Source organism: Corynebacterium sp. sy017 (genome assembly GCF_017918135.1).
Classification (GTDB): Bacteria; Actinomycetota; Actinomycetes; order Mycobacteriales; family Mycobacteriaceae; genus Corynebacterium.
The window spans coordinates 188,481-213,746 of record NZ_RZUE01000001.1; the positions used below are offsets into that span (position 1 = coordinate 188,481).

Genomic DNA, 25,266 nt, shown 5'->3' on the forward strand with positions numbered 1-25,266 from the left:
GTCACCATATATAGCTAAGTCTGTTTTACATCTAAAAACTTGATTACCTCTGCAGAAAATTGCGCTACAGACGCAAACTGCAAGTCCCTGCCACGAACTGCATAGCGATAGATTGCCTCAAAGGTTTCTCGTATATCCTGCCTAATCATCAAAAAATCATGTGGTACGTCATGCGGATCACCAAATATCAGTTCAGTGATAGGTGAAAAGAACTCACATAGTGTCTCACTATCATGTTCATTCTCACATTCTTTTTTCTCTTGAGCTAAGACAGAATCAAGATCATCGATGTACCACTCTGGATCCACTTGGAAGAGCATCATAGTCAGTGAAGATAAAGCCCACCCCAATAAAGAGCTCATGATTCTATTACTCAACCACTGAGGATCGCGTGTATGAGGCCAGGTATCACTAATTTCATTAAGCCATGCTTGAATGAAAACATCTGCTTCTTCATCGCTGATGCTTCGGGAAGACAAGTATTGAGGAAACCCAGCTATAACGCAAGCAACGTCGAAAGTGCAATCGCGAAAACCAGCTGATTCATAGTCAAGAAAATGCGTTTTATTAGCAACAATGATGTTATCTGGTGATAGGTCAAACGGGGTAAACCCACGATGATGCCCCGCCGTCAATCTATGCTGTGCACTGCGGGCATATTCCTCCACCACTTCAGGTATCTGAATACCAGCACGTTGAAGCAGACTTTTACCTACCGGAATGGAAGAAAGGATAACACGCTCACGATATTTATATATCTCTTGCACATTTTTGTGTTTCAGCAGCATTCGATTAAGCAAAATAGCAAAATCCTGTTCCTTACCCGCTGTTCCAGCATGCATTTTTCCAATTGCTTCCCCTAAATCCCGCAAAATAGAAAGACGCACGCGATCATCTTTAGTATCCAATAATTGTGCAAAAGTATCTCCGTCACCAGAGTCGCTAATAACAATAAGACGCTTCTCGACGTCATGCGCTAGCAAAACAGGTCCTGGACGAGCCTCCTCTGGTAAGGAAGTGGTGAATTGATATGCAACAATTTCTCTTAAGAAAGCAGAATGATCGAAGAGCAATCCAGTCAGAGGCATATGTTTAAGAATTACTGAACGCTGCTGAATAAATGGGGAGGCTACCAATCGTGCACGAATGACTACTGCAATACCAGATCCAGATAAAAGCTGAATATCTGTTAACTTCTGGCTGCCGCCAAAGCGCTGCGACAATAATTTTTGTGCATTAGTAACGATATCGTTAATGAAACTCTCATCAACGATTAATTCTTCATCGTGCTCATTCATATCCACAGGCACCATGCTCCTTCCTTATAAGCTCAGTCACTGATCTTTTCTCGATGACCGGGACCGAGCACCGAAAGAAATCCAGTAGTCCAGTGTAGAACTTTTAGATAGTGAAATCACCTATTTCTTCACATAAATGCTAAAAGGTGTATCCGCTTAGAGCGAACACACCTGAAAGGTTTTGTCCAGCAAATCGTACAATACCTATCGTACGGCTGTAGCCTTTAGGCTTTCTCAGCTTTAGGCTTAAAATCTACTCCCGTTTCTTTGCGCTGTTGCGCTGGAATAGGCGCTGGAGCAGCAGTCAGTGGATCCACACCGCCACCTGATTTAGGGAATGCAATCACATCACGAATCGAGTCAAAACCACCAAGCAGACTCACGATACGATCCCAACCAAACGCGATACCACCATGTGGAGGTGCACCAAATGCAAAAGCATCAAGTAAGAAGCCAAACTTTTCTCGTGCTTCTTCTTCGGCAATACCCATGACTTGGAATACACGTTCTTGGACATCTGGGCGGTGGATACGAATAGAGCCACCACCAATTTCGTTACCATTACATACGATGTCATAAGCATATGCAGTCGCTTGCTCTGGGTGCTGCTCAAAATTATCAAGCCACTCTGGTTTTGGTGACGTAAAAGCATGGTGCACAGCGGTCCACTTGGAATTACCCAAGGCGACGTCGCCAGAAGCGGTTGCATCTGCTGCAGGCTCAAATAGCGGTGCATCAACGACCCAGGTGAATGCCCAATCACCTTCTTTAATCAGACCTAGTTTACGTGCAACCTCACCACGAGCTGCACCAAGCAAGGCGCGAGAGCTCTTGGCATCACCTGCAGCAAAGAAAATGCAGTCACCAGGTTGTGCGCCAACGTGCTCTGCAATACCAGCTCGTTCTTGTTCAGTAATGTTCTTTGCAACTGGACCGGTTAATTCGCCATCTTCGCCTACGAGGATATATGCCAAACCTTTAGCGCCACGCTGCTTTGCCCACTCTTGCCAAGCATCAAGCTGACGACGCGGCTGGCTCGCTCCACCTTCCATAACGATGGCACCGACATATTCATTTTGGAATACTCGGAAACTCGTATCCTTAAAAAACTCAGTACATTCTGTAATTTCAATAGCGAAACGAAGATCAGGTTTATCAGACCCATATTTCCGCATTGCTTCTGCATAGGTGATCTGTGGAATAGGAGTGGTAATCTCATAGCCAATGAGTTTCCACAGCTCTGCAACGATTTCCTCTGCCAACGCAATAACATCTTCTTGATCGACAAAGCTCATCTCTACGTCAAGCTGAGTAAATTCTGGTTGACGGTCAGCACGGAAATCTTCATCACGATAGCAACGAGCAATCTGATAATAACGTTCCATACCAGCAACCATGAGCAATTGCTTAAAAAGCTGTGGTGACTGCGGTAGTGCATACCATGAGCCTGGTTTCAGCCGAGCAGGAACCAAGAAATCTCGAGCACCTTCGGGAGTGGATCGAGTAAGCGTTGGGGTTTCAATTTCCACAAAATTATGGCGGTCCAACACAGTACGCGCTGCTTTATTGGCTGCCGAACGCAATCTCAATGCATTGCTTTGTACTGGACGGCGCAGATCCAAGTAACGATATTTTAGTCGTGTTTCTTCGCCGACTTCCGACTGCGCAGATTCATCTACCTGGAAAGGCAAGGCTGCTGCTTCATTGAGCACTTCCAGCTCGGTAGCATTGACTTCAATAGCTCCAGAAGCAAGCTGTGGATTTTCCGACCCCTCAGGGCGAAGCTCCACCACACCGGTGACCTTAATACAAAACTCGCTACGTAATTGATGTGCTTGCTCTGCGACGGTTGTATCGCGGAAAACTACCTGTGCAATTCCAGATGAGTCGCGTAAATCAATAAAGATCACACCACCATGATCTCGACGACGAGAAACCCAACCGGTAAGAGTAACCTCTTGACCAGCTATGTCTTTTCTAAGATCACCTGCATAATGTGTCCGAAGCACCTACATCAATTCCTTCCGAGACGTATTAAGACGTATTAGACGTATTAACTGACTTATCAACTTATCTGATTTTTCATCTACCGCTTTGTTGTCGTGTAGCTCTTCATAAAACTATACCCAAATAAGTTATCTTTGATCTTTTCATACAGCAAAACTCGTCTTTCACTTGGCTTACTTTTCTATTGTCACTGTGGCCCTGTGCACTCGACTGCAGCTCTCCATCTCTTTTGTCTTCAGGAAAATTATGCAAAAATTAACATTATGACTTTTCGTGGCGATATTGAGAAATCAGAAAATCTGGCACGTTCAGGCGGATCAGGTGGTCGAATTGCTCTTGGCGGAGGTGTAGGAACAGTAGTTCTCGTCGGGCTCTATCTCCTTATGGGAGGTAACCCTAGCGACCTTGGTCAATTGATTGGTGGGCAAACCGACGGTGGACAAACTCAGCAATCTGCCGGCACACTTGATCACTGTAAAACTGGTGCAGATGCAAATGAAAACACAGATTGCCGTGTTGAGTTTACTGGACTGAGTGTTAATCAAATGTGGGAAGAACAATTGGCTCAGCAATCTGGTGTGGAATACACCAAACCTGGTCTTACTATTTTCAGCAACAGCATTGCTACTGGGTGTGGGCAAGCCTCTTCAGCTACAGGACCGTTCTACTGCCCTAGCGACCAAACAGCTTATTTCGACGTTTCTTTCTTTGATGAATTAGGAAAATTTGGCGGCGAAAACACGCCTTTCGCACAAGAATATATCGTTGCGCATGAGTTTGGACATCACGTACAAAATCTAGAAGGCACCCTTGGGCTATCTGATTACAACAATCCAGGTCAAGACTCTAATGCCGTAAAAATTGAACTCCAAGCAGATTGCTATGGCGGTGTATGGGCTCATTATGCAGATAAAGGAGACAATGCCTTTTTGGAGCCCATTACTGATGATCAAGTAAAAGATGCGATTAATGCTGCCCGAGCTGTTGGTGATGATAATATCCAGAAGCGTTCAGGAACAGAGATCAATCCTGAATCTTTTACTCACGGTTCTTCTGAACAGCGTCAAGAAGCATTTTTAGCTGGTTATAAGAGCGGAAAAATGAGCAGCTGTGATACCCTTGGACACGGTGGCTACAAATAATCTTCGTTTTCTTTATCTTGTATAGTCGTTAAAGCCTAGAAAAAGCCTTGGGATACCACGCAGATATCTCAAGGCTTTTGTTATGTATGCTCACGAACAATAATTAGACAGCAACTTCTGGGTGCAGATCTTTTATCTTCATCTGCCGCTCACGCAACGCAGATAAAGTCGTGACGCTAAAGCAAATAATCCAGATAAGCACCAGTGCTCCTAGAGCTTGTACTACACGCGAATCATCTATTCCGTCGACGCCATTGATAGCATGGCGCAAAAGATTAACGCCATAGGTCATGGGGTCATAGGTATGGAACCAACGCAAAGGTGCTGGTTGCGTCTCTGGTGGATACAATCCACCAGAGGAAACAACTTGTAGCGTCATAAACCCAATGCACAGCACTCGCCCTACAGTGGCTCCAAAAATAGAGTTCAATGCTTGAGCTAGTGCCATAAAGGTCAGCGATATCGCGCACATCGCTAGCCATAAAGCCCATTCATGAGCAGCATGTAGGCCAATGAAAAACCGTTGTACTAAAAATACGACTGTTGCCTGTGCTAATCCTAGGATCGCCGCCGGCAGATAACTTGCCAAGGCGACTCGAATGGGTGTGATACACGACTCGATAGCGCGGCGTTGGAGTGGTCGCACAATCATAAAACACACTGTGCCTCCCACAAACAAACCAATGCAAATAAACATTGGTGCCAGTCCCTCACCAAAAAGCGATAAACTATCTCCTGGCATATGCTTTCCGACGGGAGTCGTAACATTAAGCGCTGCAGCTCCCAACCTATCGGCAGAAAACGTGGGGATTTTATCCGCATTTTCATTCAATTTCAGTGCTAGCTCAGCGGATCCTTCATCAAGTTGCACCAGACCACTACTAAGCTGAGAAGCTCCCACTGTAAGTTGTTGAGAACCAGCAAGCAACCGGCTGGTGCCATCTGCCAAAGTATTTGCACCAATGACAAGACGCTGAGAACCGTCGTTAAGCTCATGTAGACCAGTTGCTAACTGCTGTGCTCCAGTGTTTGCGGCATCCATTCCTTGTCTGAACTTTGATACCGGACTGGTCAGTTGTTCATTGACCTGCTGAGCACCATCACTAAGTTGATCAAGCTGTGACATAATAGCACCGCTTATACCATTATTGCGTAGTTGGGTAACAAGCCCATCAGCTTGATTAGCGAGATCAACTGCCTGAGGTATTCCTGTCGAACGTAGTTGAGCCGATAAATTTACGATCATGCCCAATAGCTGCTCTTGAGTGGTATGCGCACGATTCGCAATTCCGGTCACCTGATTAACACCTCGAGAAACTTGGTCAGCACCATTTCCTAATGCCTCTGTGGCCTGATTCAGTTGCGCCAAACCATCAGCAAGCTGATCTGCACCCGCACTGGCCTTTGCGATATTTTCGCTTAATTCACCTGCGCCAGCAGCAAGAGAATGAGCACCATCATTGGTTTGCGCAATGCCTTGTTCCAGTGAACCACTCCCCTGAGCTAATTGCTGACTTCCTTCTCGTGCGGCTCCTGTTCCTTCAGAAAGTTGTGTTGCTCCTGCTCCAGCCGCATGCACCCCACCATTAATGGTATTAAACCCAACCAACAGTTGTGTCGCCACCTGGCTACCCAGATTCTCATTGATAGTTGCCAAAACCTGTGCTACTACCTGGTTACCAAGCATAGTTGCTAAAAAGCCATTGTTATTGTTATATACGGCATTCAGCGTCGCTTGATGTGGTGTTTCAGTGTTTGCACTTACTGCTGCTGCCGAAAAGTCTGTTGGTAATTCAATCCCAAAATAGTAAGTACCATTATCAATGCCTTTTTTAGCATCATCGGCGTCTACTTCAATGAAATTAACCTTGTCATTATTCAATAGAGCAGAAACAATCTGGTCACCAGCGTGAACTTCTCTTCCTGCAACAGTAGTGCCTTCATCTGAATTCACCACTGCCACTGGCATATTGTTTAATCGTCCCACTGGATCCCAATAGGACCACACGAATAGACCACCAAATAACAAAGGAATAAGAACAATCACTAATGCAGTAAGAGGTGGTAATTTACCATGCCCAAAGCGGCGTAGCTCTGACCCAATATGAAACAAACTCATTGCTTTGTTACCCCGCTTTTTTGCCGTGACTGTGTAGAAGAAACCACGATAGCCTGATCATCTTCAATCCGAATACTATGGTCGCAAATGCCAAGTCGATCAGAATTAGAAGAAATCACGGCAACCGGAAGATATGCACTTAAATTGCGCAAAGATACTAATAATTCATCTCGTATTTCTTGGCTACGCACCTGATCAATATCGTCAATAAGCACTAATGATGCCCGAGGAGTAGACATTAGCGCTAACACAACACGCAACTTAAATCTTTCTGTCGGGTCTAATTGCCCAATGTTAGTTTTACGTGCACGCTCATCATCAATTTCTAAGCCAATAACATCAGCTGCCTGAGCGAAACTATCGATCTGACTAATTTTTCTAGGAACAGGTTTATACCAAGAACTACGCCATGCAGCTTGTTCACGTATCACAGATCGCACCGGTATCAGGCGCTCGAGTCTATCAATCTCTACGACCCCAGCAAGTGCAATACGCTTATGTAGCTTCCTGCTAGCTGTGATCTCTATCGTCTCCTCTGCTCCATCATCTGATGAAACACTCGCTATGTGGTTTCCACTTAACTGCTGTTCCCACATATCTTCTGATACCTGTGTATCTGTTTTCCGCGCAGACCATAATCGATCGCTGTGGCGAAACATTATGCTCCCGGATTTTTGTTTCATCCTGCCAGAAATCGTCATAGCAAATACAGTTGCCGACGATTCACGACGCGAATGAATCAAGGTCAGTCCTTCGACGATGCTGATATCAGGTTTAGCAACCCCATTACTCAAAACTAAATCATGCGTGGATAATATAGTTTTTTGGATCATTTTCTCAGTTCCTTAATTGTCCTTTTCCTGCTTTCTTCTTTGACGTTTCCTCGCTAGAAAACAGGTCAAAACAATTTCAATAATTAGTCATACTGAATTCTACACAGCATTACCCAAAGCAAAAAACAAAGGAAACCCATTAGAATAGGCTTTTAACTCACCAAAACCTAAGCAAAGGATTGAGTATATGTCGATTAGCGCAGTTGATCTTTTTAGTATTGGCATAGGCCCTTCATCATCACACACAGTAGGTCCTATGCGAGCAGCACTGGCTTTTTCACGCAATAATCCGCATGCACAGCAGGATACTATTCATATCACTTTGCATGGTTCTCTTGCCGCCACTGGTATCGGACATGGCACCGACCGTGCTGCGATTCTCGGCCTTGCTGGATTCGATCCTACAACTGCTACAGCAACCACTGCCCCAGCTTTTGGTAGTTCTATTCCGATATCAGGTAATGTCAGTGGTCCGCTAGGAGAATGGAGGTATCAATTACATTTTGATCCCCAAGCTCTCAGCAGACATCCCAACGCCATCACCTTTTGCGCCTACGACGAGGCCGGAAACATCACAGTAGCTCCAGAAGTCTTCTTCTCCGTAGGCGGAGGTTTTATCCTCTCTGAACAAGAACTCATTGAACAGGAAAAAGATGTTCTTGGAGCAGGCGTATCGACAACAGGGCGCACTGAACAATTACCCTATCCTTTTCATAATGCGCAACAGTTGTTAGAACAGTGCACCAAGAATAATGTGAGCATTCCAGACCTTATGCTTGCTAATGAACAAGCGATTCACGGCAGCAAAAGCGTTGTCCTTGATCATCTTGATCTTGTATGGGCTACTATGCGTTCTTGTGTCACTGCTGGAATCCAAACAAATGGTGTATTGCCTGGTGGATTATCCGTCGAAAGGCGAGCACCGCAAGTGTATAAGTATGTTAATTCCACAGCTGTTGATCGCACTAAAGATGCTTTGTGGGCTATGGAATGGGTCAATCTCTATGCTCTAGCGGTTAATGAAGAAAATGCGGCAGGTGGGCGTATCGTCACTGCACCAACAAATGGTGCAGCAGGCATTATTCCAGCAGTGCTGCATTATGCTCGAGATTTTCTTGAGGGCTATGACGCGCAACGCCACCGAGACTTTTTACTTGCTGCGGCAGCAGTTGGCATCATCATTAAAGAAAATGCTTCTATTTCAGGAGCTGAAGTAGGTTGTCAGGGAGAAGTGGGCTCTGCTTCAGCAATGGCAGCAGCAGGTCTGTGTCAAATTATGGGTGGTACGCCTCAACAAGTAGAACACGCAGCTGAAGTCGCCCTCGAGCATAATCTTGGTTTGACCTGTGATCCAGTCGGTGGGCTTGTCCAAATTCCATGTATTGAGCGCAATGCCATTGGTGCTGTTAAATCCATCAATGCCGCTCGGATGTCGCAATTGAGCACTGGGCAACACCGCGTGAGTCTTGACCATGTAGTCAAAACTATGGCAGATACCGGACGCGATATGCTCACCAAGTATAAGGAGACATCCGCCGGTGGTTTAGCAATTAACCTCGGATTGCCGGTTAACCTTACAGAATGCTAGCACGCAACTTGTAGAAAACAAGGTGCTACTGGTGGTTATTAGCAGCACCTCTGCAGGATAAAGCTATCAATGCAGGTAAGAGATAAGCTGTTCTGGTGCAATATCTTCTTGAGTCTGTGTGCGAAGATTCTTGACTGCTACAACATTGTCTGCAATTTCTCGATCTCCCAGCACCAAAGCATAGTCTGCCCCAGCTTTATCAGCAGCTTTCATTGCGCCTTTAAGACCACGATCACCATAGACCATGTCTGCACAGATACCATGAGCTCGCAATTGCTCAATGAGAATCAGCATTTTCCCTTTTGCTTGCGCGCCCATCGGCACACCAAATACGCGCACCCGCTGCCCTGTTCCTAAGCGTTTTCCTTCTGCTTCCAACGCCAATAGACAGCGATCAACGCCTAACGCATAACCAATTCCTGATAGATCTTGTCCACCAAGCTGTGCCATCAAACCATCGTAGCGTCCGCCACCGCCAATGCCTGATTGGGCGCCTAATCCATCGTGCACAAACTCAAAGGTAGTTTTGGTGTAGTAATCGAGTCCACGCACCATACGAGGATTAACTACATAATTGACATCTAAGTCAGTAAGTAATTGTTGCACGGTGTCAAAGTGAATTTTTGTCTCTTCACTCAGATAATCAAGCATGAGGGGTGCGTCGGAAAGCATTTCCTTCATTTCCGGACGTTTATCGTCTAGTACACGCAATGGGTTAATTTCTGCTCGACGACGTGTTTCTTCATCCAAGGGCAGATCAAAAAGAAAATTTTGCAGCTTTTCACGGTACTGCGGACGGCAGGTGTTATCGCCAAGACTGGTGATCTCTAGTCGATATTCGGATAACCCAATCGCTTTCAGACTTCTATCAGCAAGAGCAATGACCTCAGCATCTAACGTTGGGTCATCGACACCAATTGCTTCTATACCTACCTGTTGGAGTTGGCGATAGCGTCCTGCTTGTGGTCGCTCATATCGGAAAAAAGGACCATAGTAGTGTAGTTTCACTGGTAACTGACCACGATCAAGATTGTGCTCAATAACAGCGCGCATCACCCCTGCTGTACCTTCTGGCCGCAACGTTACTGAACGCTCGCCTCTGTCCGCAAAAGTGTACATTTCTTTGCTTACGACGTCAGTGGATTCTCCAACACCACGTGCAAAAAGTGTAGTGTCCTCGAACACTGGCAGTTCTATGTGCTCATATCCAGCTGTCTGTGCTACACGTGCAAAGGTCGAGCGAACCTCCGCAAAGTCAACAGATTGCGGCGGAATATAATCAGGCACACCTTTAGGAGCAGCGATTGTTTGTATCTTTTTCTTAGTCATACTCTCGTTGTTATTCTTTTATAGTTTGTTACTGAAAATAATAATGAAGATAAATTACGCACTACCTGCCACACCTAGGTCACGATAGCTCCTGCAGAAAAGGATTACTCTTTCTTTCCACTCGCATAGTGGTATGAGCACCATGACCAGGCAAAATAGCAAGATCATCAGGTAGGGAAAGCACAATATCTTTTAATGTCTTTGTCATCTCTTCCGGGGAAGAAAAAGGCAAATCAGTGCGCCCGACGCTTCCCTCAAACAATACATCTCCGCTGAAAGCAAGTTTTTTGCCTTGAAGGATAACCGATCCTGGCGAATGCCCAGGACAGTGATGCACCGTGAAGTCCTGACCAGCAATAGCAATCGTGCTACCCGGCTCAAGCCATTGAGGATTATGCACGAGACGCATTGATGAGACATCAAAGAGTATCCGTGCCTGCTCATTGAAGCCAATCTGTTCATTGAGCATAAAAGCATCAGCTTTATGGATATAGACGCTGGCACCATGATGATGTGCTAGTTCACCAGCATCACGTACATGATCAATATGACCATGCGTGAGAATTATGTTTCCAAGTGCCAGATTATTCTCACTCAGATAATCATTGATTGCTGATGCACTATGCATACCTGGATCAATCACATCAGCAATACCGTCCGATACTGCTATATAGCAATTGGTTGCATACGGTCCTGTAGCAAAGTGCAAGATATTCATTAGCGTTTTATCTTCTATTTATCCGCTTGAGCTGCACTCAATGCTGCCTGGTAATCAGGTTCAGTAGTGATTTCCTCAACTAGCTGAGTATAAACAATTTTTCCTTCGCTATCGGCAACCATAACTGCACGTGCTAATAAGCCTTTGAGTGGGGAACCTTCTAGTTCCAAGCCAAATTTCTGCCCAAAATCAGAACGGAACGCAGACACTGGAATGACATTATCCAACCCTTCTGCCCCACAAAAACGCGCCTGGGCAAAAGGAAGATCTTTAGAAATGCACAATACAACTGTATTTTCTAACGCTGATACTTCTTCATTAAAGCGACGTACCGAAGCAGCACATACACCTGTGTCTACTGAAGGAAAAATGTTGAGAATTATTTTCTTACCGTTAAAATCAGCTGCGGTTACCTCTTGCAGTTCGGTATTTACCAATGTGAACTCGGGCAAGTCTGCACCTACAGCTGGTAATTCACCACTGGTTGTAACCGGATTATTCTGAAAATTTGTTGTAGCCATAATAGTTAGCATAGCAGCAATAGTCTCATGGCTTGCCTGTGTCTTAGTATCGTTAACTCAATATCCTCGCTACACTGTTCTATGTGAGCAAACAATCTAATGAACAGCGTCGTAAAGATGCGATCTCTCAACTTGAAAAGCATATTAAAGCAAAAGATCGTTCAGAAAAAACCAGATCTTTGCTTACACCGCTCATCGCTGCGCTTGTCATTGCTGTTGTTGCAGTAGGCATCATCTATGCGACTACCCGTGATGATAAAAACTCTGGTGAAACTGAAGCTAAGAGCAGCCAAGCTCAAACAACTGAGACTAAACCAGTATCAGCTCTTGTCGATGATAAGGGAATCCTCAAAACTGCTCGTTCCTCTGCATTACCTGATACCGTCTCCTGTAACTACCCGGATAATGGCACTGCTGCCAAAGAGGTATCAGCACCTAAAGGCGATAAAGTCTCCACCAAAGGAACTGTCAAACTTACCTTTGTCACTAACCAAGGTGATATCCCATTAACCTTGGATCGCTCGGTTTCTCCATGCACAGTTAATGCGATTGAGCACCTAGCAAAATCTGGATACTATAACGACACAATTTGCCATCGAGTATCTGATAGTGGCTTCCTACAATGCGGAGATCCAACAGGCACTGGAACTGGTGGACCTGGTTTTAGTTTTGCAGATGAGTACCCTGTGGATTCTACAGATGACCAAAGCTCTCCAGTGAAATATCCTCGCGGTAGCATTGCCATGGCGAACTCTGGTCCAAATACAAATGGTTCTCAGTTCTTCTTGAACTCCACGGATCACACTTTTGCACCAAGCTATACCTACTTCGGCACCATGGACGAGGCAGGAATTAAAACCGTCGAAAACATCGTTGCTGCAGGTATTGGTAAACAAAGTGCTGATGGCACTGGTACACCTGCTAAAGAAGTAAGAATCACCAAAGCCACTGTGCAATAACAGCATACGCAACTCGACGCCCACCCAAATGGTATGAAACTTTTGGGTGGGCGTCGCAAGTTGTGCGTGCAGATGTGCAACCCGACACTATCCTGTGGTTACTCGGTACACATCGAATACACCCTCAGTATTACGAAGTTGAGTCATCAAGGCACCTAGCTGCTTGGTATCTGACACCGAGAATGTAAACCGAATTGTTGCTACTCGATCTTGAGAGGCATGGGAATTCATAGCTACTACTGATACTCGCTGTTCATTGATGACACGAGTCAATTCCATAAGCAAACCAGTACGATCTAGAGCTTCAATTTGCAATGTAGCGGCAAAAACCGAACCAGAGCCTTCCGACGCCCACGAAACCGTGACTAAACGCTCTGGTTCCGATTGCAGTTTTGTGGCGTTCGTGCAGTCTGTTCGGTGTACTGAGACGCCACCTCCACGAGTAACGAAACCAAAAATATCATCTCCGGGCACTGGCATACAGCACTTGGCTAGTTTTGCCATAACATCTGGGCTACCTTCTACCAGCACGCCTTGGGAGTCTGATACTTTTTGCTTCGAGGTGACCAGTTCACTAAAAGGGGTACGAGATACGAGAGTGTCTTCTGCCTCATCAGCATCTCCGAAAGCTGCCATGAGTCTGTGCGCCACACTTGCCGCAGAAACAGAACCGGATCCGATTGCGGTATAAAGAGCGTCTACATCTGGATAATGCAGTTCATTTGCTACAGCTTTCATTGATTGCGCAGTAAAAAGCCTATGCATAGGCAAACCGCCACGCTGTACTTCCGCAGCGAGTGCATCTCGTCCTGCTTCCAGATACTCTTCACGACGTTCTTTTGCGAACCATTGGCGAATTTTTGTCTTAGCTCGTGGTGAGACGACAAAGTCCTGCCAGTCTCGACTAGGCCCAGAGTTTTGATCTTTGGAAGTAAAAATTTCAACCTGATCTCCAGATTTTAATTTTGACTCCAAAGCTACGAGCTTGCCATTGATTTTTGCACCAATACACCGGTGTCCGACTTCGGTATGAACTGCATAAGCAAAATCGACAGGTGTTGAATCAACAGGAAGATTAACCACATCACCTTTAGGGGTAAAGGCAAAGATTTGTTTGCTAGACAGGTCATAGCGCAAGCTATCAAGAAACTCATTAGGATCTGCAGCCTCTTTTTGCCAATCAAGTAATTGACGCATCCATGCCATGTGATCAACTTCTGCTTGTTCACCGCTATGGCTGCCTTTTGTTTCTTTATAACGCCAGTGGGCTGCAATGCCGAACTCAGCGTTATAGTGCATCTCATGGGTGCGTACTTGCACTTCCAAAGGCTTACCATTGGGAGTCATCACTGTGGTATGCAGTGATTGATATACGCCAAACTTAGGACTAGATATGTAGTCCTTAAATCTTCCTGGCATGGCAGAAAAGAGCGAGTGAACTACACCGATTGCCGCATAACAGCCGTTGACGGTGTCCACGAGGATTCTGATACCCACCAGATCAAGAATTTCCTCAAAGTCTTTACCGCGTACAATCATTTTCTGATAAATAGACCAATAATGTTTTGGCCGTCCCATGACGCGCGCTTCAATGTGATTTTCGCGTAATGCATTTTGCAATTGCGACGTTATCTCCTTGAGATAACGATCGCGTGAAGGAGCACGTTCTGCCACAAGTCGCACTACTTCTTCATATTTCTTTGGATAAAGAATGGCAAAAGAAAGATCTTCTAACTCCCATTTCACATTCGCCATCCCTAAGCGATGTGCCAAAGGCGCAATTACTTCGAGAGTCTGCTGTGCTTTTTTCGCTTGCTTTTCCGGAGGCAGAAAACGCATTGTCCGCATATTATGCAATCGATCGGCAACTTTAATGACTAAGACTCGTGGATCTTGGCTCATAGCCACAATCATCTTGCGGATAGTTTCTGCCTCAGCTGCTGCACCTAAGGCAACTTTGTCCAGTTTGGTCACACCATCTACCAAACGAGCCACTTCTTCACCGAAATCTCTCGTAAGGTCTTCTAAAAAGTAATCCGTGTCTTCTACTGTGTCATGTAGAAGCGCTGCAACGAGAGTAGTCGTATCCATACCGATCTCAGCTGCTATGGTCGCTACCGCTAAGGGGTGTGTGATGTAGGGATCACCAGATTTACGAAAGACTCCTTCATGCAGGCGCTCGGCTGTACTATATGCACGCTCTAAAATGGCATAGTCTGCTTTAGGATGAAACTCTCGATGGATGCTCAATAATGGCTCGAGAACAGGATTAATTTTAACGCGATTGCCTGTTAAACTACGAGCGAGCCGAGCCGACATTCTACGAACCGAGTTTTGTTGTTTTGGGACACGATTATTGGTCATAACTGGCTTCGCTCCTACACATTACGCGGTTTTGTGAGCATTCACGATATTTCTAAAACTTTACTGTGGCTCATTGACCACAAACAAATCAGAACCAGCTAATTTTTCTCGCCCACCTAGTGAAGGAACTTCTAGAACCACACCAAATCCAGACACGACACCGCCACATCGTTCGATTAAGCGTCGAGCAGCAACGAGTGTGCCGCCGGTAGCAAGCACATCATCAATCAGATAGATTTTTTTGCCAACAAGATCGATGCCGTCTGCTGGTAATTCCAAAGAAGCAGTACCATATTCCAGAGAAAAATCTTCGCTGATTACTGGAGGCGGCAGTTTATTCTTTTTACGGATAGATAAAATACCTGTACCGATGTTAAAAGCCACCGCCGAACCAAGTAAAAATCCCCTAGCATCTAGTCCACCAATCATATCTGCTCCAGCACGTTGTGCTGCTGCAGAAAGCTCTTCGACGAGCATCCTAAAAGCATGACGGTCAGCAAGCACTGGGGTGAGATCCTCAAAAAGCACTCCTGGTATAGGAAAATCCTGCACTAATCGTGTTTTTTCGTTAAGCGCTTGATGTGCGTCTTTATATGGTGACGAGGTATCCATGTGGCTTTGTTCTTTCTGTCTTAGAGGTTATGAGGGTGCTGCTACTGAGCTTTCTGTTCCTTTGGCTGCCATCTATCCATGTTCCAACCAATACTATAGAGATCAGTGTTTGGTACAACATTTTCTACATTCTTATCCACCACAAATACTCGTGGATGCGAACTCAAAGGAATTGTAATCATCTGCTCCCATGAAGCAAGCTCATCTGCACGAACTGCTGCAACATCAGTGCTCAAATGTGGAATATAGTCAAACTCAACCATAGGGTCTACAGCTTGAATATACGCATCAGCAACACCTTCTGAGCGAAGTAACCCATTTTCATCAACAATAGCTTGCACCAAAGCGCGTGGTGTTTCTTCGTCTAACTCACCTGACACGTCGACAACATTGATGCCTGCTGGTGCACATGTCTGCGCAATGTTTTCTACAATCGCGGCTTTCCTCGAGTCTTCTCCTAAGTAGCCAATACGAATTGTTTGTCCTTCAAGAGCGCGTGCAGCTTCAATATCAACCCCTAGATGCGATTGGGCTATATCACCTAATTGTGCAACAACAGGGTCATGCGCTCGGACTGTACGTACTGTAACTGGATGAACTTCTGCACCAGCATGCTCCGACGATACTTGGGCAATTGCTGTTTGGTCGATACACGCAGCAAAAGCCTTACGCAGTTCGATATCCTCGAATAGTCCTGAAGAACTAAGTAGTAGTTGTTCGGTTAACACACCGGCTTCAGAAACAATGTCATAGGGGTTGTAGTTGTCATCTCGATTGACCCAAGAAAGTGAATCGTTGTTTTTTACTTCTGCAATACCTAATTTTGTTTCTTTCGCTAGGCTTTTCAGATCTGTTGTTCCTGGCCATACCACTATTTTCTCGATATTGGCTGGCTCTCCGAAATAACGATCATTGCGGCTCAAAATTACTTCTGAATTCTGTCCAACACTGTCGATTTTATATGGACCAGAAGATACTTGGAGCTCAGGATCAAAATTGCTCAAGCTATATCCTTGATTCCAAATCTGAGCGATACTAGCAAGAGTTGTTTCATCACGATTGACCAATGCCGCGTTGAGGTCTGCTAAGGTTAGTCCCGCTTTATTAGCTATGGCGTGTGCAGGCAATAACACTCCTGGGCCAAATAATTGCCGCCAGCGTGCCCCAAATCCTTCCTTGAACACTACTGTTGCATTTTTAGAACCTGGATTGCATTCAACTCTTTCTACCTGGTGCATAAGCGGCATATGTGAGCCGAAGAGTACATCCATATCCCCTGCGACAAATGCAAGTAAGAAAGAATCACACGTGACAGGCTCGCCATCAGAATATACAGCTTTATCCGAAATGGTATAGAGCACACGTTGATTATTACCAGGCAAGAATTGAGCAGTTGCGAAATCAGTATTGGGGATTAACTGCCCTTTAGGACCTGGAACATGCGTGGAGGGATATAAACGTGCTGAAAGGACTTGAGCGTTAGTAGCAACTCCCAAATCATTAGCAGCATTAGAAGTAAGCAAAACATTTTTTACTGCATAAGAAAACGTATCTGTATAAGCAGATTCTTGTTCTACCTCAGCTTTTCCACATGCGCCTAATAGGAACACCAACGTGAATGCAGTAATCACACAACAGCACTTGTGGAGAATGGAACATAAAGAAAACTTTTGCTTACTTCTTCCCACTTATTTCATCCTTATCCCGTTGTCAGCTCTTATTCGGGCGCCAACTAGCACCTGTCGAATGCGAAGTGTACTGAGAAGTTGCGACATCACTGGTAGCTGTTACATCTTCCTCATAATCATATTCATCCTGCAATGCAGGACGTGCACTTTCGTTTTCAGCAAGGCGCTCATGGGTTACTTTACGATTGTGCGCTTTAGTCTTTGCAGTTCTGTTTTTCAGATCCACTAGGATTGGTGTCGCAAGGAATACAGAAGAAAGAGTACCTTCAAGTACTCCGATGAACTGTACCAATGCCAAATCTTTGAGTGTTCCTACTCCCATAAGCCAGACAGCAATAACCATAAGTGCGATAATGGGCAATACTGAGATCACTGTGGTGGAGATAGAGCGCATCACTGTTTGGTTGATTGCTAAGTTAGCGTGTTCAGCATAGGTTTTTCTTGTAGTGCCCAGGTAACCAGCTGTATTTTCCCGAACTTTATCAAAAACGATAACAGTATCATAGAGCGAGAATGCCAATACTGTCAGCAAACCAATAACTGATGCTGGACTTACCTCAAAGCCGCAGATAGCATAAATACCGCTGATCGCAATAAGATCCACGAACAAAGCAGCAATAGCAGCAACAGCCATCTCTTTTTGCAGTCGAATTGCGATATACACAAATACTGCGATAAGGAATACCACCATCGAAATCAGCATTCGATTAGTAATCGTAGAGCCCCATGCCTCAGAAACAGTGGAGTCACCGATTACATCGGGGGTTGCTTTCCCAGTGCTATCTTGTGGTTTATATGCCTCATAAAGCTCAGTGCGAGCTTTAGTGATTTGATCTTCGCTTAAGCGCTCTGAGTTTATTTCAAGAATTTTGCTGTCACCTGAACCGACAACTTGCACCTGCTCAGGAGTGACACCGGTAGCCTCGGTAAAGGTCTTTTCCACTTGCGCGGTATCGAGATTCGCTGCTGGCATATTCATCTTCGTGCCGCCGACAAAATCAATTCCTAAATTAAAACCGCGTAATGCAATAGCAATAATGCAAATAAGCAATGCAACTGCAGTAGTGATGTACCACTTACGACGTTTTCCGACGAAATCTATTCCGCCTTCGCCGGTGTAGAGCTTAGTTAAAGTAGTGTTTTCACTCATCATTACACCTGCTCTCCCTTATCGTTGTCATGTTCATCCTGAGCTATTCCCTGCTCGTCGTCAGCTTTATGCGCATCCCTATGTGTTGATGCTAGTGGTTTAGCCATCCCCATTTGTGTATCCGAATGATGACTTTCTTTCACCGATTGCGCCAATACGGGTTGTGCCTCTTTAGCAGTATGTCGAGCTAGCGCAAACACTTTTCCAAGTCCGTTTACAGAGTGTTTAGCGGACCAAGGTTTACGAGAAGCAAGAATAACTAATGGTGCTGTTACGAGGAAAGTGACTAAAATATCGAATACTGTGGTCAGCCCTAAAGTGAAAGCAAAACCTTTCACCTCGCCAACTGCAAGAGCATAAATAATTACTGCTGCAATGAGTGTCACTGCATTACCAGTGATGATTGTTTGCTTGGCACGATCCCAGCCATGTGCTACTGCTGAACGGAAAGTTCTTCCGTCACGCACTTCGTCTTTAATTCTTTCATACAGCACCACAAAAGAATCGGCAGTAGTACCAATACCAATGATCAAACCAGCAATACCTGCCAGATCAAGAGAATATCCCACTAGGCGACCGAGTAGGACTAATGCGCCATAGACCAAAGCAAAAGAAGCACCTAGTGATAACAAGGAAATCAGGCCAAAGAAACGATAGAAATACAATGAATAAAGAGCAACGGCTATCAGACCGACAAGCCCTGCTATCAAACCTGCCTTCAACGAAGCAATACCAAGGGAAGCAGGGACAGTAATAGCTGTACCGCCTGATTCACCATTCTCACCGACGAAACTTAATGGTAAAGCACCATAACGCAAGTTGTTAGCTAATTCCTGTGTCTGTGCTTGAGTCATTGTGCTGCTGGTGATGGCAGTACGCTCACCAACTGGGGTAGGCTGCTCAATCTGTGGTGCAGACAATACTTCAGAATCCAGAGTAATAGCTACTTGACGACCAACATATTCATTGGTGAGTTTCGCCCATGTTTCTGAGCCCTTTTCGTTCTTCGCAGACTTGAACTTAAACGTAATCTGCATCTTGCCGCTTTGTGCATCAAACCCACCGGTAATTGGTTCATTAGTATCCACTTCATTACCTGTCAAGCGTTTTGCTTGAGCTTGATTAGCATCTTGGCCTTCAAGAACGGGAGAAGGACCAAGAATCATAGCTTGTTGTGCACTTGGATCACAGGTCACCAATGGGAGTGCAGGATCATCTGCACCTTGCAGTAGATCAGGTTTGTCGCTATCGCATCGCAATAAGAATGATGCCGATAATTGTTTTAAGGAAGTATCTGCCTGACGATCAGCAAGAAGAACGTCTGCTAATTCTTTGCGTTGCTTCTCAGCCTCAAGTGAGTTCACAGCCTCTTGTGGTTGTTTTGCAGATACTTTAGCTGGAGTAAGTTCCTTGGCTTCGGGATCATTTTGTTTTTTGAGTTTTGTGAGATCCTCAGCAAGTTGTTTGAGACGTTCATTGGCTTGATCGGCGGTAAGTGCACCCACGCTGACCCAACGATTAGCCATCTTTTCCATTTCAGCTGGTAATGCCTCAAAATCAGCATCAGTCGGTGCAACTTGCGCTACAGGACGAAAAACTAACTGTGAGGTTTTACCTAAAGAACGCGCCTGAGCTGTGTCTTCACCTGGAACAGTAATAACAAGAGTATTGCCATCGGTGATGACTTTTGCCCCAGAAACACCCATACCATTAACACGGTTTTCCAAGATATTACGCGCTTGGGCTAATTGATCTTGCGTAGGTTGTTCACCTTGTGGCACGAGTGTAATTCTGGTACCACCTTGCAAATCAATACCTAAGTTAGGCTTTGGCAAGCGATCACCAGTAAAAAATACCAATGCATACACAGCAATGATTACTGCGATGAACAGCCCTAACGCCTTCTTAGGCCATGTATTCCATTTTGACCTAGCTCCACGGGATTTGGAAGGCAATGAAGTTCTCCCTCTTAGATTTTCTAAATAATCCAATAACTATACGCAATGAGGCGACATATAGAATTGACCAAATCACTATACTACTGCTGCCGCCTGAGCACACAAAACTCACAAACGCTGTCTCTATGGATCTATATGAATAATGTGTTTTTGTGTATTAGTTCTGTCTTAATTTTAATTAACTGCTCATTCATCGCGAGAATCATTGTGCACAGTGCTATCAACTATCTCAACATCATCATGATCGTTTTTCTTCTGCACAATTGCTGCTTTATCAATTACCACGACAGTATGCTGTGCAATCTCAAGTTCTACAGTTGATTCATGAATACCACGAATAACACCATGTATACGCGCAGTTGTCACAACGCGATCACCAATAACAAGATTATCTTGAAGATTATTTAACTCACGTGCATAACGCTGTTGCTTACGTTGTACAAAGAAAGAAGGCAAAATAATTACGACAAGCGCAATAATAAACAGCATAACATTCATAGCTACCTATAATGCCAGACAAAACTCCACTATGCATTTAACAGACTACTGTGCTAGCGCAACAAAATATCTTCTGGTGGTTCTAGTCCTAAATGTTGCCAGGCGGCAGCAGTAGCTACTCTTCCTCGATTTGTTCGGGTGAGCATTCCAGCACGTACCAGATACGGTTCGCATACTTCTTCTACTGTAGAGGGTTCTTCTCCCACTGCTATCGCAAGTGTATTGACTCCCACAGGACCACCACCATGACCTTTGATCAGCGCGCTTAGGACTGCGCGATCGAGTCGATCAAGACCTTGCTCATCTACATCAAAAACTACCAATGCAGCTTGTGCAGCACCAAGATCAATATGTCCATTGGAATGTATTTCAGCAAAATCGCGCACTCGACGTAATAAGCGATTAGCAATACGAGGTGTTCCTCGTGATCGGGATGCAATTTCTGCCGCTGCATCTGCGTCGATAGTTACCTGGAGAATTTTTGCCGCTCGCAGTACGACTTTGGTGAGGTCATCTGTATCATAAAATTCCATTTGGGCAGTAAAGCCAAAACGATCTCGCAATGGTCCAGTCAGCATTCCTGAGCGAGTTGTCGCTCCAACAAGGGTAAAAGGCTCTAGCTCTAAAGGAATGGAAGTGGCCCCTGGTCCTTTTCCGACGATGACGTCTATCCGGAAATCCTCCATAGCGGTGTAGAGCATTTCTTCCACAGGACGCGCCATACGATGTATTTCGTCAATGAATAAAACATCACCTTCCATGAGATTCGATAACATAGCAGCTAAATCGCCTACACGTTCTAGTGCAGGCCCGGAGGTCATTCGTAGGCTTGTTCCCAGCTCATAGGAAATGATCATCGCCATCGTCGTTTTGCCAAGACCAGGTGGACCTGATAGCAAAACATGGTCAGGGGTGACACCACGATTTTTAGCCCCAGTAAGCACAAGATCTAATTGATTACATACTTTAGGCTGCCCAATAAATTCTTTGAGACTTCGTGGGCGCAAGGTAGGCTCAGCATCCACATCATCACGTTGCTGATGTGCAGCTATTGCAGAGTTTCCAGATTGACCGCTTTTTACTCTTTCCCGAGCCTCAGGCACATTAAACTCTGTTTTTTCCACACTCGCCATAAGCTAGCTCCTCAATTATTCTGGCACTCTATACTGTGATTGCTATTTCTGTTCATTAAGCGCACTCAACGACGCTTTTAACACAGCTGACATTGCTAAATCTGGTTGCGCTTGCATAATCGACGCCACAATAGGTTGCACAGTCTTTTCGGCAAAACCCAAACCTATCAGTGCTTCTACGACATGATTAAAAGTATCAGAAGATATATCCATGACTTCTTGCGAACCAACTGTACTCATCGTGTCGTCTGACTGGGCTGCGTGGAAACTACTTATTTTCTCTTTTAGATCCACAATCATTCGCTCTGCAGCGCGCTTTCCTACCCCAGGAACACGCTGCAATGTCTTAGCATCTCCTGTTGAAATCGCTTGAGCTATCTCAGAAACCGATAGTAACGACTGCACAGCAAGCGCCAACCGCGGACCAACACCAGATACTGTCTGCAGCACAGCAAACATATCTTTATCTTCCTGATCCAAAAAAGCATATAAAGTATGTGAGTCTTCGCGAATAACTGCACTGACCAACACAAAAATTTCCGCACCACGCTGGAATTGCGCCAATGTAGTAGTTGGCGCAATGACCTGATATCCCACACCATGACATTCAATAATCGCCTGCTGTGAGTCCAAGGCGACAACCGTTCCTCTTAAGGATGCAATCATGCTCTAGCCTGTTTCCTTTTGCTTTCCGACGCTCAACCCAATTTTTCTAAACCCGATAAGAACTAACATTAGCTTGTTGCTTCTTACGCGCCAGCACTCCTTGTTGATGTTGGCGACGAATTTCTGCTTGTTCTTCTTGCTCTTGTTGCCGCAAAAGCATTGGCGCTCGCCAGCAATGACAAATAGCAAGAGCCAACGCATCTGCCGCATCAGCAGGTTTGGGTGCTTGAGATAATCCTAAGATGCGAGTAACCATAGCAGTCATTTGTTTTTTATCAGCGCCACCATTGCCAGATATGGCTTTTTTTACTTCACTTGGTGTGTACATATGTACTGGGATATTACGTTGCGCCGCGCTTAGCATGAGAACGCCAACCCCATGAGCAGTATTCATTACTGTAGAGACATTTCCACGCTCAAAAACACGCTCGATCGCCACAACATCTGGACGATACTCATCCATCCATTCATTAACCGCTTGGCTTAGTTCCAATAACCGTTGAGCAAGCTGCGCATGACTAGGCGTACGCACCACTGCCACTGCAATAGGAATCACTGCCCTGCCTCGACCATTTTCCACAACCGAAAGACCACATCGAGTAAGACCAGGGTCAATACCCATAACCCTCAATCGTTCTGGCAGCATCTTACCCACAGCCTTTCTTAGTAGTACCAGTATGAGAAATCAGAAAGAAGCCTTGCACAAGGTTATTCCCACTAGGATATTAGCACATTTTTTCGATATGGTTTACATAATCAGTTTCCATCAAAAACAGCTCCATACCAATGGTATGGAGCTGTATAGCTGGGCACACTATTTTATTCTGCTTCTAATGCCTCAAGTACTTCCTGGCTAAGATCCATATTGGAATAAACATTCTGCACATCATCAGAATCTTCCAAAGCGTCGATAAGCTTGAAAATACGCTTGGCATCTGCCAGCTCCAATGGCACTAACACTGAAGCACGGAAGTCCGTATCGGCCTCGTCAATCTCTATCCCTGCCTCAGTCAACGCTTCTTTAACCGCAGGAACATCACTTGGCGCAGAAAGAATCTCGAACTTATCGCCTACTTCATTTACCTCTTCCGCGCCAGCTTCAAGAACAGCTAGTAGCAAATCATCTTCGGTTAATTCGCCTTTTTCTACTAACACAACTCCACGACGAGAGAACAGATAAGACACTGCACCTGATTCCGCCATATTTCCGCCATTCTTCGACATGGCAGTACGCACCTCAGATGCAGCACGATTGCGGTTATCAGTCAGACACTCAATGAGCATAGCCACACCATTGGGACCATAACCTTCATACATAATGGTCTGCCAATCTGCACCACCGGCTTCCTCGCCTGAACCGCGCTTGCGAGCACGCTCGATATTGTCATTTGGCACAGAAGCCTTCTTGGCTTTCTTGATCATATCGTCAAGAGTGGGGTTTGCCGCAGGATCGCCACCACCTGTTCGGGCAGCAACCTCGATATTCTTGATTAGCTTGGCAAATTCTTTACCACGCTTTGCATCATTTGCAGCTTTCTTATGCTTTGTTGTCGCCCATTTGGAATGTCCGGACATTGACTGCCTTTCTCAGAGTGAATTATGCATTTTATGCTGATACTGATTATGTTTCGATACCACTTATAACAAGCTAAGAGAAACCACACTTACAGCTAACTTCGCCAATTATACTGCAATAACACATTTTATGAATTTCATGATTGCATTTTGCTCACGAATCCTTGTGAATACTCTCACGCGCATCTCCTCGTAGAATCCTCGTCAGCCCTTCCTGCACCACAACAGCTGCCAATTCTCCTTGCTGATTAAAAATTCGCCCTGTCACTACTCCGCGCCCACTTTTTGCCGTAGGCGATTGTTGCGAATACAGGAACCACTCATCAACTGAGCAAGGACGGTAAAACCATATCGCGTGGTCGAGAGAGGCTAATTGCACCTTCTGCTCCTGATGATGCATCAAAGCAGCATGAATCAGGGTCATATCGGACATATATGCCAACCCTAAAGTATGAAGCTGCTCCTCGTCGCCAAGCTGATGTTTGTACTTAAACCACACATTCTGTATTGGTGATTGCTGCGTCGCAGGGCTCGCATCATAGTATTCCGATGGCACAATGCGAACATCCCATTCTGGCCATTCTGCCAGCAAATGCTGGTATCGCTGTGGTAAATGATCTCGAGAAATATCAATCTCATCAGGCGGGGTAACTACCGGTATGGGATCACTATGCTCCACCCCATGATCCCCAGCTTGTTGAAAACTAGCCATCATATGAAAAATTATTCGCCCATTTTCAGTTGCAGTAATGCGCCGGACAAGAAAACTACGTCCATCACGGATCTTTTCCACTTCATAGCCCGTAGAGCTGGTGGTATCACCAGCTCGCAAAAAATAAGCGTGTAAAGAATGAATCTGATAGCCCGCATCAACAGTTTTCCACGCCGCAGCAAGAGCCTGGGCAACAATTTGTCCCCCAAATGTACGAATCAGTGTAGAAGAATGAGGCTTGCTCAGAAAGAGCATACGCTCATGCCCTGGCTGTTTCTCCCACGGTTCCGCTATCTGTTTTAGGCTAAGGATCTGTTCTAATCTAGCCACAACGCCTCATCCCCTTTTTCTGTTTTCTGCCTTCGCGTTCTTTTACGTTCACTGAGGTTTTCTTCA

The 25,266-nt window shown here is 45.3% G+C and carries 21 protein-coding genes; 3 read left to right on the plus strand and 18 right to left on the minus strand.

Going from position 1 to position 25,266, the window contains the following annotated elements:
- Positions 1-14 precede the first annotated feature (14 nt).
- Complete coding sequence (locus EML15_RS00855) at positions 15-1,298, minus strand: phosphotransferase (protein ID WP_246858084.1); 1,284 nt, start codon at positions 1,296-1,298, stop codon at positions 15-17.
- 224 nt (positions 1,299-1,522) lie between these two features.
- Positions 1,523-3,307: an aspartate--tRNA ligase gene (gene aspS, locus EML15_RS00860; RefSeq protein WP_144272968.1), complete on the minus strand. Its 1,785-nt coding sequence runs from the start codon at positions 3,305-3,307 to the stop codon at positions 1,523-1,525.
- A 261-nt stretch (positions 3,308-3,568) separates the two neighbouring features.
- On the opposite strand from aspS, the gene EML15_RS00865 reads away from it, so the two are divergent.
- The gene (locus EML15_RS00865; RefSeq protein WP_144272969.1) at positions 3,569-4,447 is read left to right on the plus strand and encodes a neutral zinc metallopeptidase; all 879 of its coding nucleotides are present in this window, start codon (positions 3,569-3,571) and stop codon (positions 4,445-4,447) included.
- Between the two features lie 103 nt (positions 4,448-4,550).
- Here the strand turns inward: EML15_RS00865 and EML15_RS00870 are convergent, their stop codons facing one another.
- Both EML15_RS00870 and EML15_RS00875 read right to left on the minus strand, forming a co-directional pair.
- On the minus strand, positions 4,551-6,566 hold the full coding sequence (locus tag EML15_RS00870; RefSeq protein ID WP_144272970.1) for a YhgE/Pip domain-containing protein: 2,016 nt from the start codon (positions 6,564-6,566) through the stop codon (positions 4,551-4,553).
- A complete protein-coding gene (locus EML15_RS00875; RefSeq protein WP_144272971.1) occupies positions 6,563-7,399 on the minus strand; it encodes a hypothetical protein in 837 nt (278 codons plus the stop codon). Before EML15_RS00875 ends, EML15_RS00870 begins: the two co-directional genes overlap by 4 nt.
- A gap of 187 nt (positions 7,400-7,586) precedes the next feature.
- On the opposite strand from EML15_RS00875, the gene EML15_RS00880 reads away from it, so the two are divergent.
- Positions 7,587-8,987 carry an L-serine ammonia-lyase gene (locus tag EML15_RS00880; RefSeq protein ID WP_144272972.1) on the plus strand — a complete coding sequence of 467 codons (1,401 nt, stop codon included), beginning with the start codon at positions 7,587-7,589 and terminating at the stop codon, positions 8,985-8,987.
- 66 nt (positions 8,988-9,053) lie between these two features.
- Here EML15_RS00880 and hisS read toward each other — a convergent pair whose 3' ends face one another.
- From hisS to tpx, 3 genes are all read right to left on the minus strand, one after another.
- Positions 9,054-10,316 (minus strand): histidine--tRNA ligase, encoded by a 1,263-nt coding sequence (hisS, locus tag EML15_RS00885; protein WP_144272973.1) that lies wholly within the window; start codon positions 10,314-10,316, stop codon positions 9,054-9,056.
- Between the two features lie 79 nt (positions 10,317-10,395).
- Positions 10,396-11,034, minus strand: a complete 639-nt coding sequence (locus EML15_RS00890; protein ID WP_144272974.1) for an MBL fold metallo-hydrolase — start codon at positions 11,032-11,034, stop codon at positions 10,396-10,398.
- Positions 11,035-11,048: 14 nt separating this feature from the next.
- A complete protein-coding gene (gene tpx, locus EML15_RS00895; protein WP_144272975.1) occupies positions 11,049-11,555 on the minus strand; it encodes a thiol peroxidase in 507 nt (168 codons plus the stop codon).
- An 83-nt stretch (positions 11,556-11,638) separates the two neighbouring features.
- Between tpx and EML15_RS00900 the strand changes: the two genes are divergently transcribed.
- On the plus strand, positions 11,639-12,514 hold the full coding sequence (locus EML15_RS00900) for a peptidylprolyl isomerase (RefSeq protein WP_144272976.1): 876 nt from the start codon (positions 11,639-11,641) through the stop codon (positions 12,512-12,514).
- Positions 12,515-12,601: 87 nt separating this feature from the next.
- On the opposite strand, the gene EML15_RS00905 is transcribed toward EML15_RS00900, so the two are convergent.
- The 11 genes from EML15_RS00905 to EML15_RS00955 all read right to left on the minus strand — a co-directional run bounded on the left by EML15_RS00905 (position 12,602) and on the right by EML15_RS00955 (position 25,200).
- Positions 12,602-14,878: a bifunctional (p)ppGpp synthetase/guanosine-3',5'-bis(diphosphate) 3'-pyrophosphohydrolase gene (locus EML15_RS00905; protein WP_144272977.1), complete on the minus strand. Its 2,277-nt coding sequence runs from the start codon at positions 14,876-14,878 to the stop codon at positions 12,602-12,604.
- A 60-nt stretch (positions 14,879-14,938) separates the two neighbouring features.
- The gene (locus EML15_RS00910) at positions 14,939-15,490 is read right to left on the minus strand and encodes an adenine phosphoribosyltransferase (RefSeq protein ID WP_144272978.1); all 552 of its coding nucleotides are present in this window, start codon (positions 15,488-15,490) and stop codon (positions 14,939-14,941) included.
- 41 nt (positions 15,491-15,531) lie between these two features.
- Positions 15,532-17,121, minus strand: coding sequence for an ABC transporter substrate-binding protein (locus EML15_RS00915; RefSeq protein WP_255455967.1), 1,590 nt, complete (start codon positions 17,119-17,121; stop codon positions 15,532-15,534).
- A 79-nt stretch (positions 17,122-17,200) separates the two neighbouring features.
- On the minus strand, positions 17,201-18,328 hold the full coding sequence (gene secF, locus EML15_RS00920; RefSeq protein WP_144273435.1) for a protein translocase subunit SecF: 1,128 nt from the start codon (positions 18,326-18,328) through the stop codon (positions 17,201-17,203).
- Positions 18,329-18,330: 2 nt separating this feature from the next.
- Positions 18,331-20,283, minus strand: coding sequence for a protein translocase subunit SecD (gene secD / locus EML15_RS00925; RefSeq protein ID WP_144272979.1), 1,953 nt, complete (start codon positions 20,281-20,283; stop codon positions 18,331-18,333).
- 189 nt (positions 20,284-20,472) lie between these two features.
- Positions 20,473-20,784 (minus strand): preprotein translocase subunit YajC, encoded by a 312-nt coding sequence (gene yajC, locus EML15_RS00930; protein ID WP_144272980.1) that lies wholly within the window; start codon positions 20,782-20,784, stop codon positions 20,473-20,475.
- 53 nt (positions 20,785-20,837) lie between these two features.
- A complete protein-coding gene (gene ruvB / locus EML15_RS00935) occupies positions 20,838-21,917 on the minus strand; it encodes a Holliday junction branch migration DNA helicase RuvB (RefSeq protein WP_144272981.1) in 1,080 nt (359 codons plus the stop codon).
- 42 nt (positions 21,918-21,959) lie between these two features.
- Positions 21,960-22,583, minus strand: coding sequence for a Holliday junction branch migration protein RuvA (gene ruvA, locus EML15_RS00940; protein WP_144272982.1), 624 nt, complete (start codon positions 22,581-22,583; stop codon positions 21,960-21,962).
- Positions 22,584-22,629: 46 nt separating this feature from the next.
- Positions 22,630-23,229 (minus strand): crossover junction endodeoxyribonuclease RuvC, encoded by a 600-nt coding sequence (gene ruvC, locus EML15_RS00945; RefSeq protein ID WP_144273436.1) that lies wholly within the window; start codon positions 23,227-23,229, stop codon positions 22,630-22,632.
- Positions 23,230-23,402: 173 nt separating this feature from the next.
- Entirely contained in the window at positions 23,403-24,158 is a 756-nt protein-coding gene (locus tag EML15_RS00950; protein WP_144272983.1) for a YebC/PmpR family DNA-binding transcriptional regulator, read from the minus strand.
- A gap of 154 nt (positions 24,159-24,312) precedes the next feature.
- A complete protein-coding gene (locus EML15_RS00955; protein WP_185967132.1) occupies positions 24,313-25,200 on the minus strand; it encodes an acyl-CoA thioesterase II in 888 nt (295 codons plus the stop codon).
- Positions 25,201-25,266 lie beyond the last annotated feature (66 nt).

Excerpts from the sequence above, each read along its gene's own strand:
- hisS (WP_144272973.1), bottom strand. The coding sequence starts at position 10,316 with ATGACTAAGAAAAAGATACAAACAATCGCTGCTCCTAAAGGTGTGCCT.
- EML15_RS00865 (WP_144272969.1), top strand. The coding sequence starts at position 3,569 with ATGACTTTTCGTGGCGATATTGAGAAATCAGAAAATCTGGCACGTTCA.
- ruvB (WP_144272981.1), bottom strand. The coding sequence starts at position 21,917 with ATGGCGAGTGTGGAAAAAACAGAGTTTAATGTGCCTGAGGCTCGGGAA.
- EML15_RS00870 (WP_144272970.1), bottom strand. The coding sequence starts at position 6,566 with ATGAGTTTGTTTCATATTGGGTCAGAGCTACGCCGCTTTGGGCATGGT.
- EML15_RS00855 (WP_246858084.1), bottom strand. The coding sequence starts at position 1,298 with ATGAATGAGCACGATGAAGAATTAATCGTTGATGAGAGTTTCATTAAC.
- EML15_RS00890 (WP_144272974.1), bottom strand. The coding sequence starts at position 11,034 with ATGAATATCTTGCACTTTGCTACAGGACCGTATGCAACCAATTGCTAT.
- yajC (WP_144272980.1), bottom strand. The coding sequence starts at position 20,784 with ATGAATGTTATGCTGTTTATTATTGCGCTTGTCGTAATTATTTTGCCT.
- tpx (WP_144272975.1), bottom strand. The coding sequence starts at position 11,555 with ATGGCTACAACAAATTTTCAGAATAATCCGGTTACAACCAGTGGTGAA.
- EML15_RS00910 (WP_144272978.1), bottom strand. The coding sequence starts at position 15,490 with ATGGATACCTCGTCACCATATAAAGACGCACATCAAGCGCTTAACGAA.
- ruvC (WP_144273436.1), bottom strand. The coding sequence starts at position 23,229 with ATGCTGCCAGAACGATTGAGGGTTATGGGTATTGACCCTGGTCTTACT.
- EML15_RS00875 (WP_144272971.1), bottom strand. The coding sequence starts at position 7,399 with ATGATCCAAAAAACTATATTATCCACGCATGATTTAGTTTTGAGTAAT.
- EML15_RS00880 (WP_144272972.1), top strand. The coding sequence starts at position 7,587 with ATGTCGATTAGCGCAGTTGATCTTTTTAGTATTGGCATAGGCCCTTCA.
- ruvA (WP_144272982.1), bottom strand. The coding sequence starts at position 22,583 with ATGATTGCATCCTTAAGAGGAACGGTTGTCGCCTTGGACTCACAGCAG.
- EML15_RS00905 (WP_144272977.1), bottom strand. The coding sequence starts at position 14,878 with ATGACCAATAATCGTGTCCCAAAACAACAAAACTCGGTTCGTAGAATG.
- EML15_RS00950 (WP_144272983.1), bottom strand. The coding sequence starts at position 24,158 with ATGTCCGGACATTCCAAATGGGCGACAACAAAGCATAAGAAAGCTGCA.
- secF (WP_144273435.1), bottom strand. The coding sequence starts at position 18,328 with ATGAGTGAAAACACTACTTTAACTAAGCTCTACACCGGCGAAGGCGGA.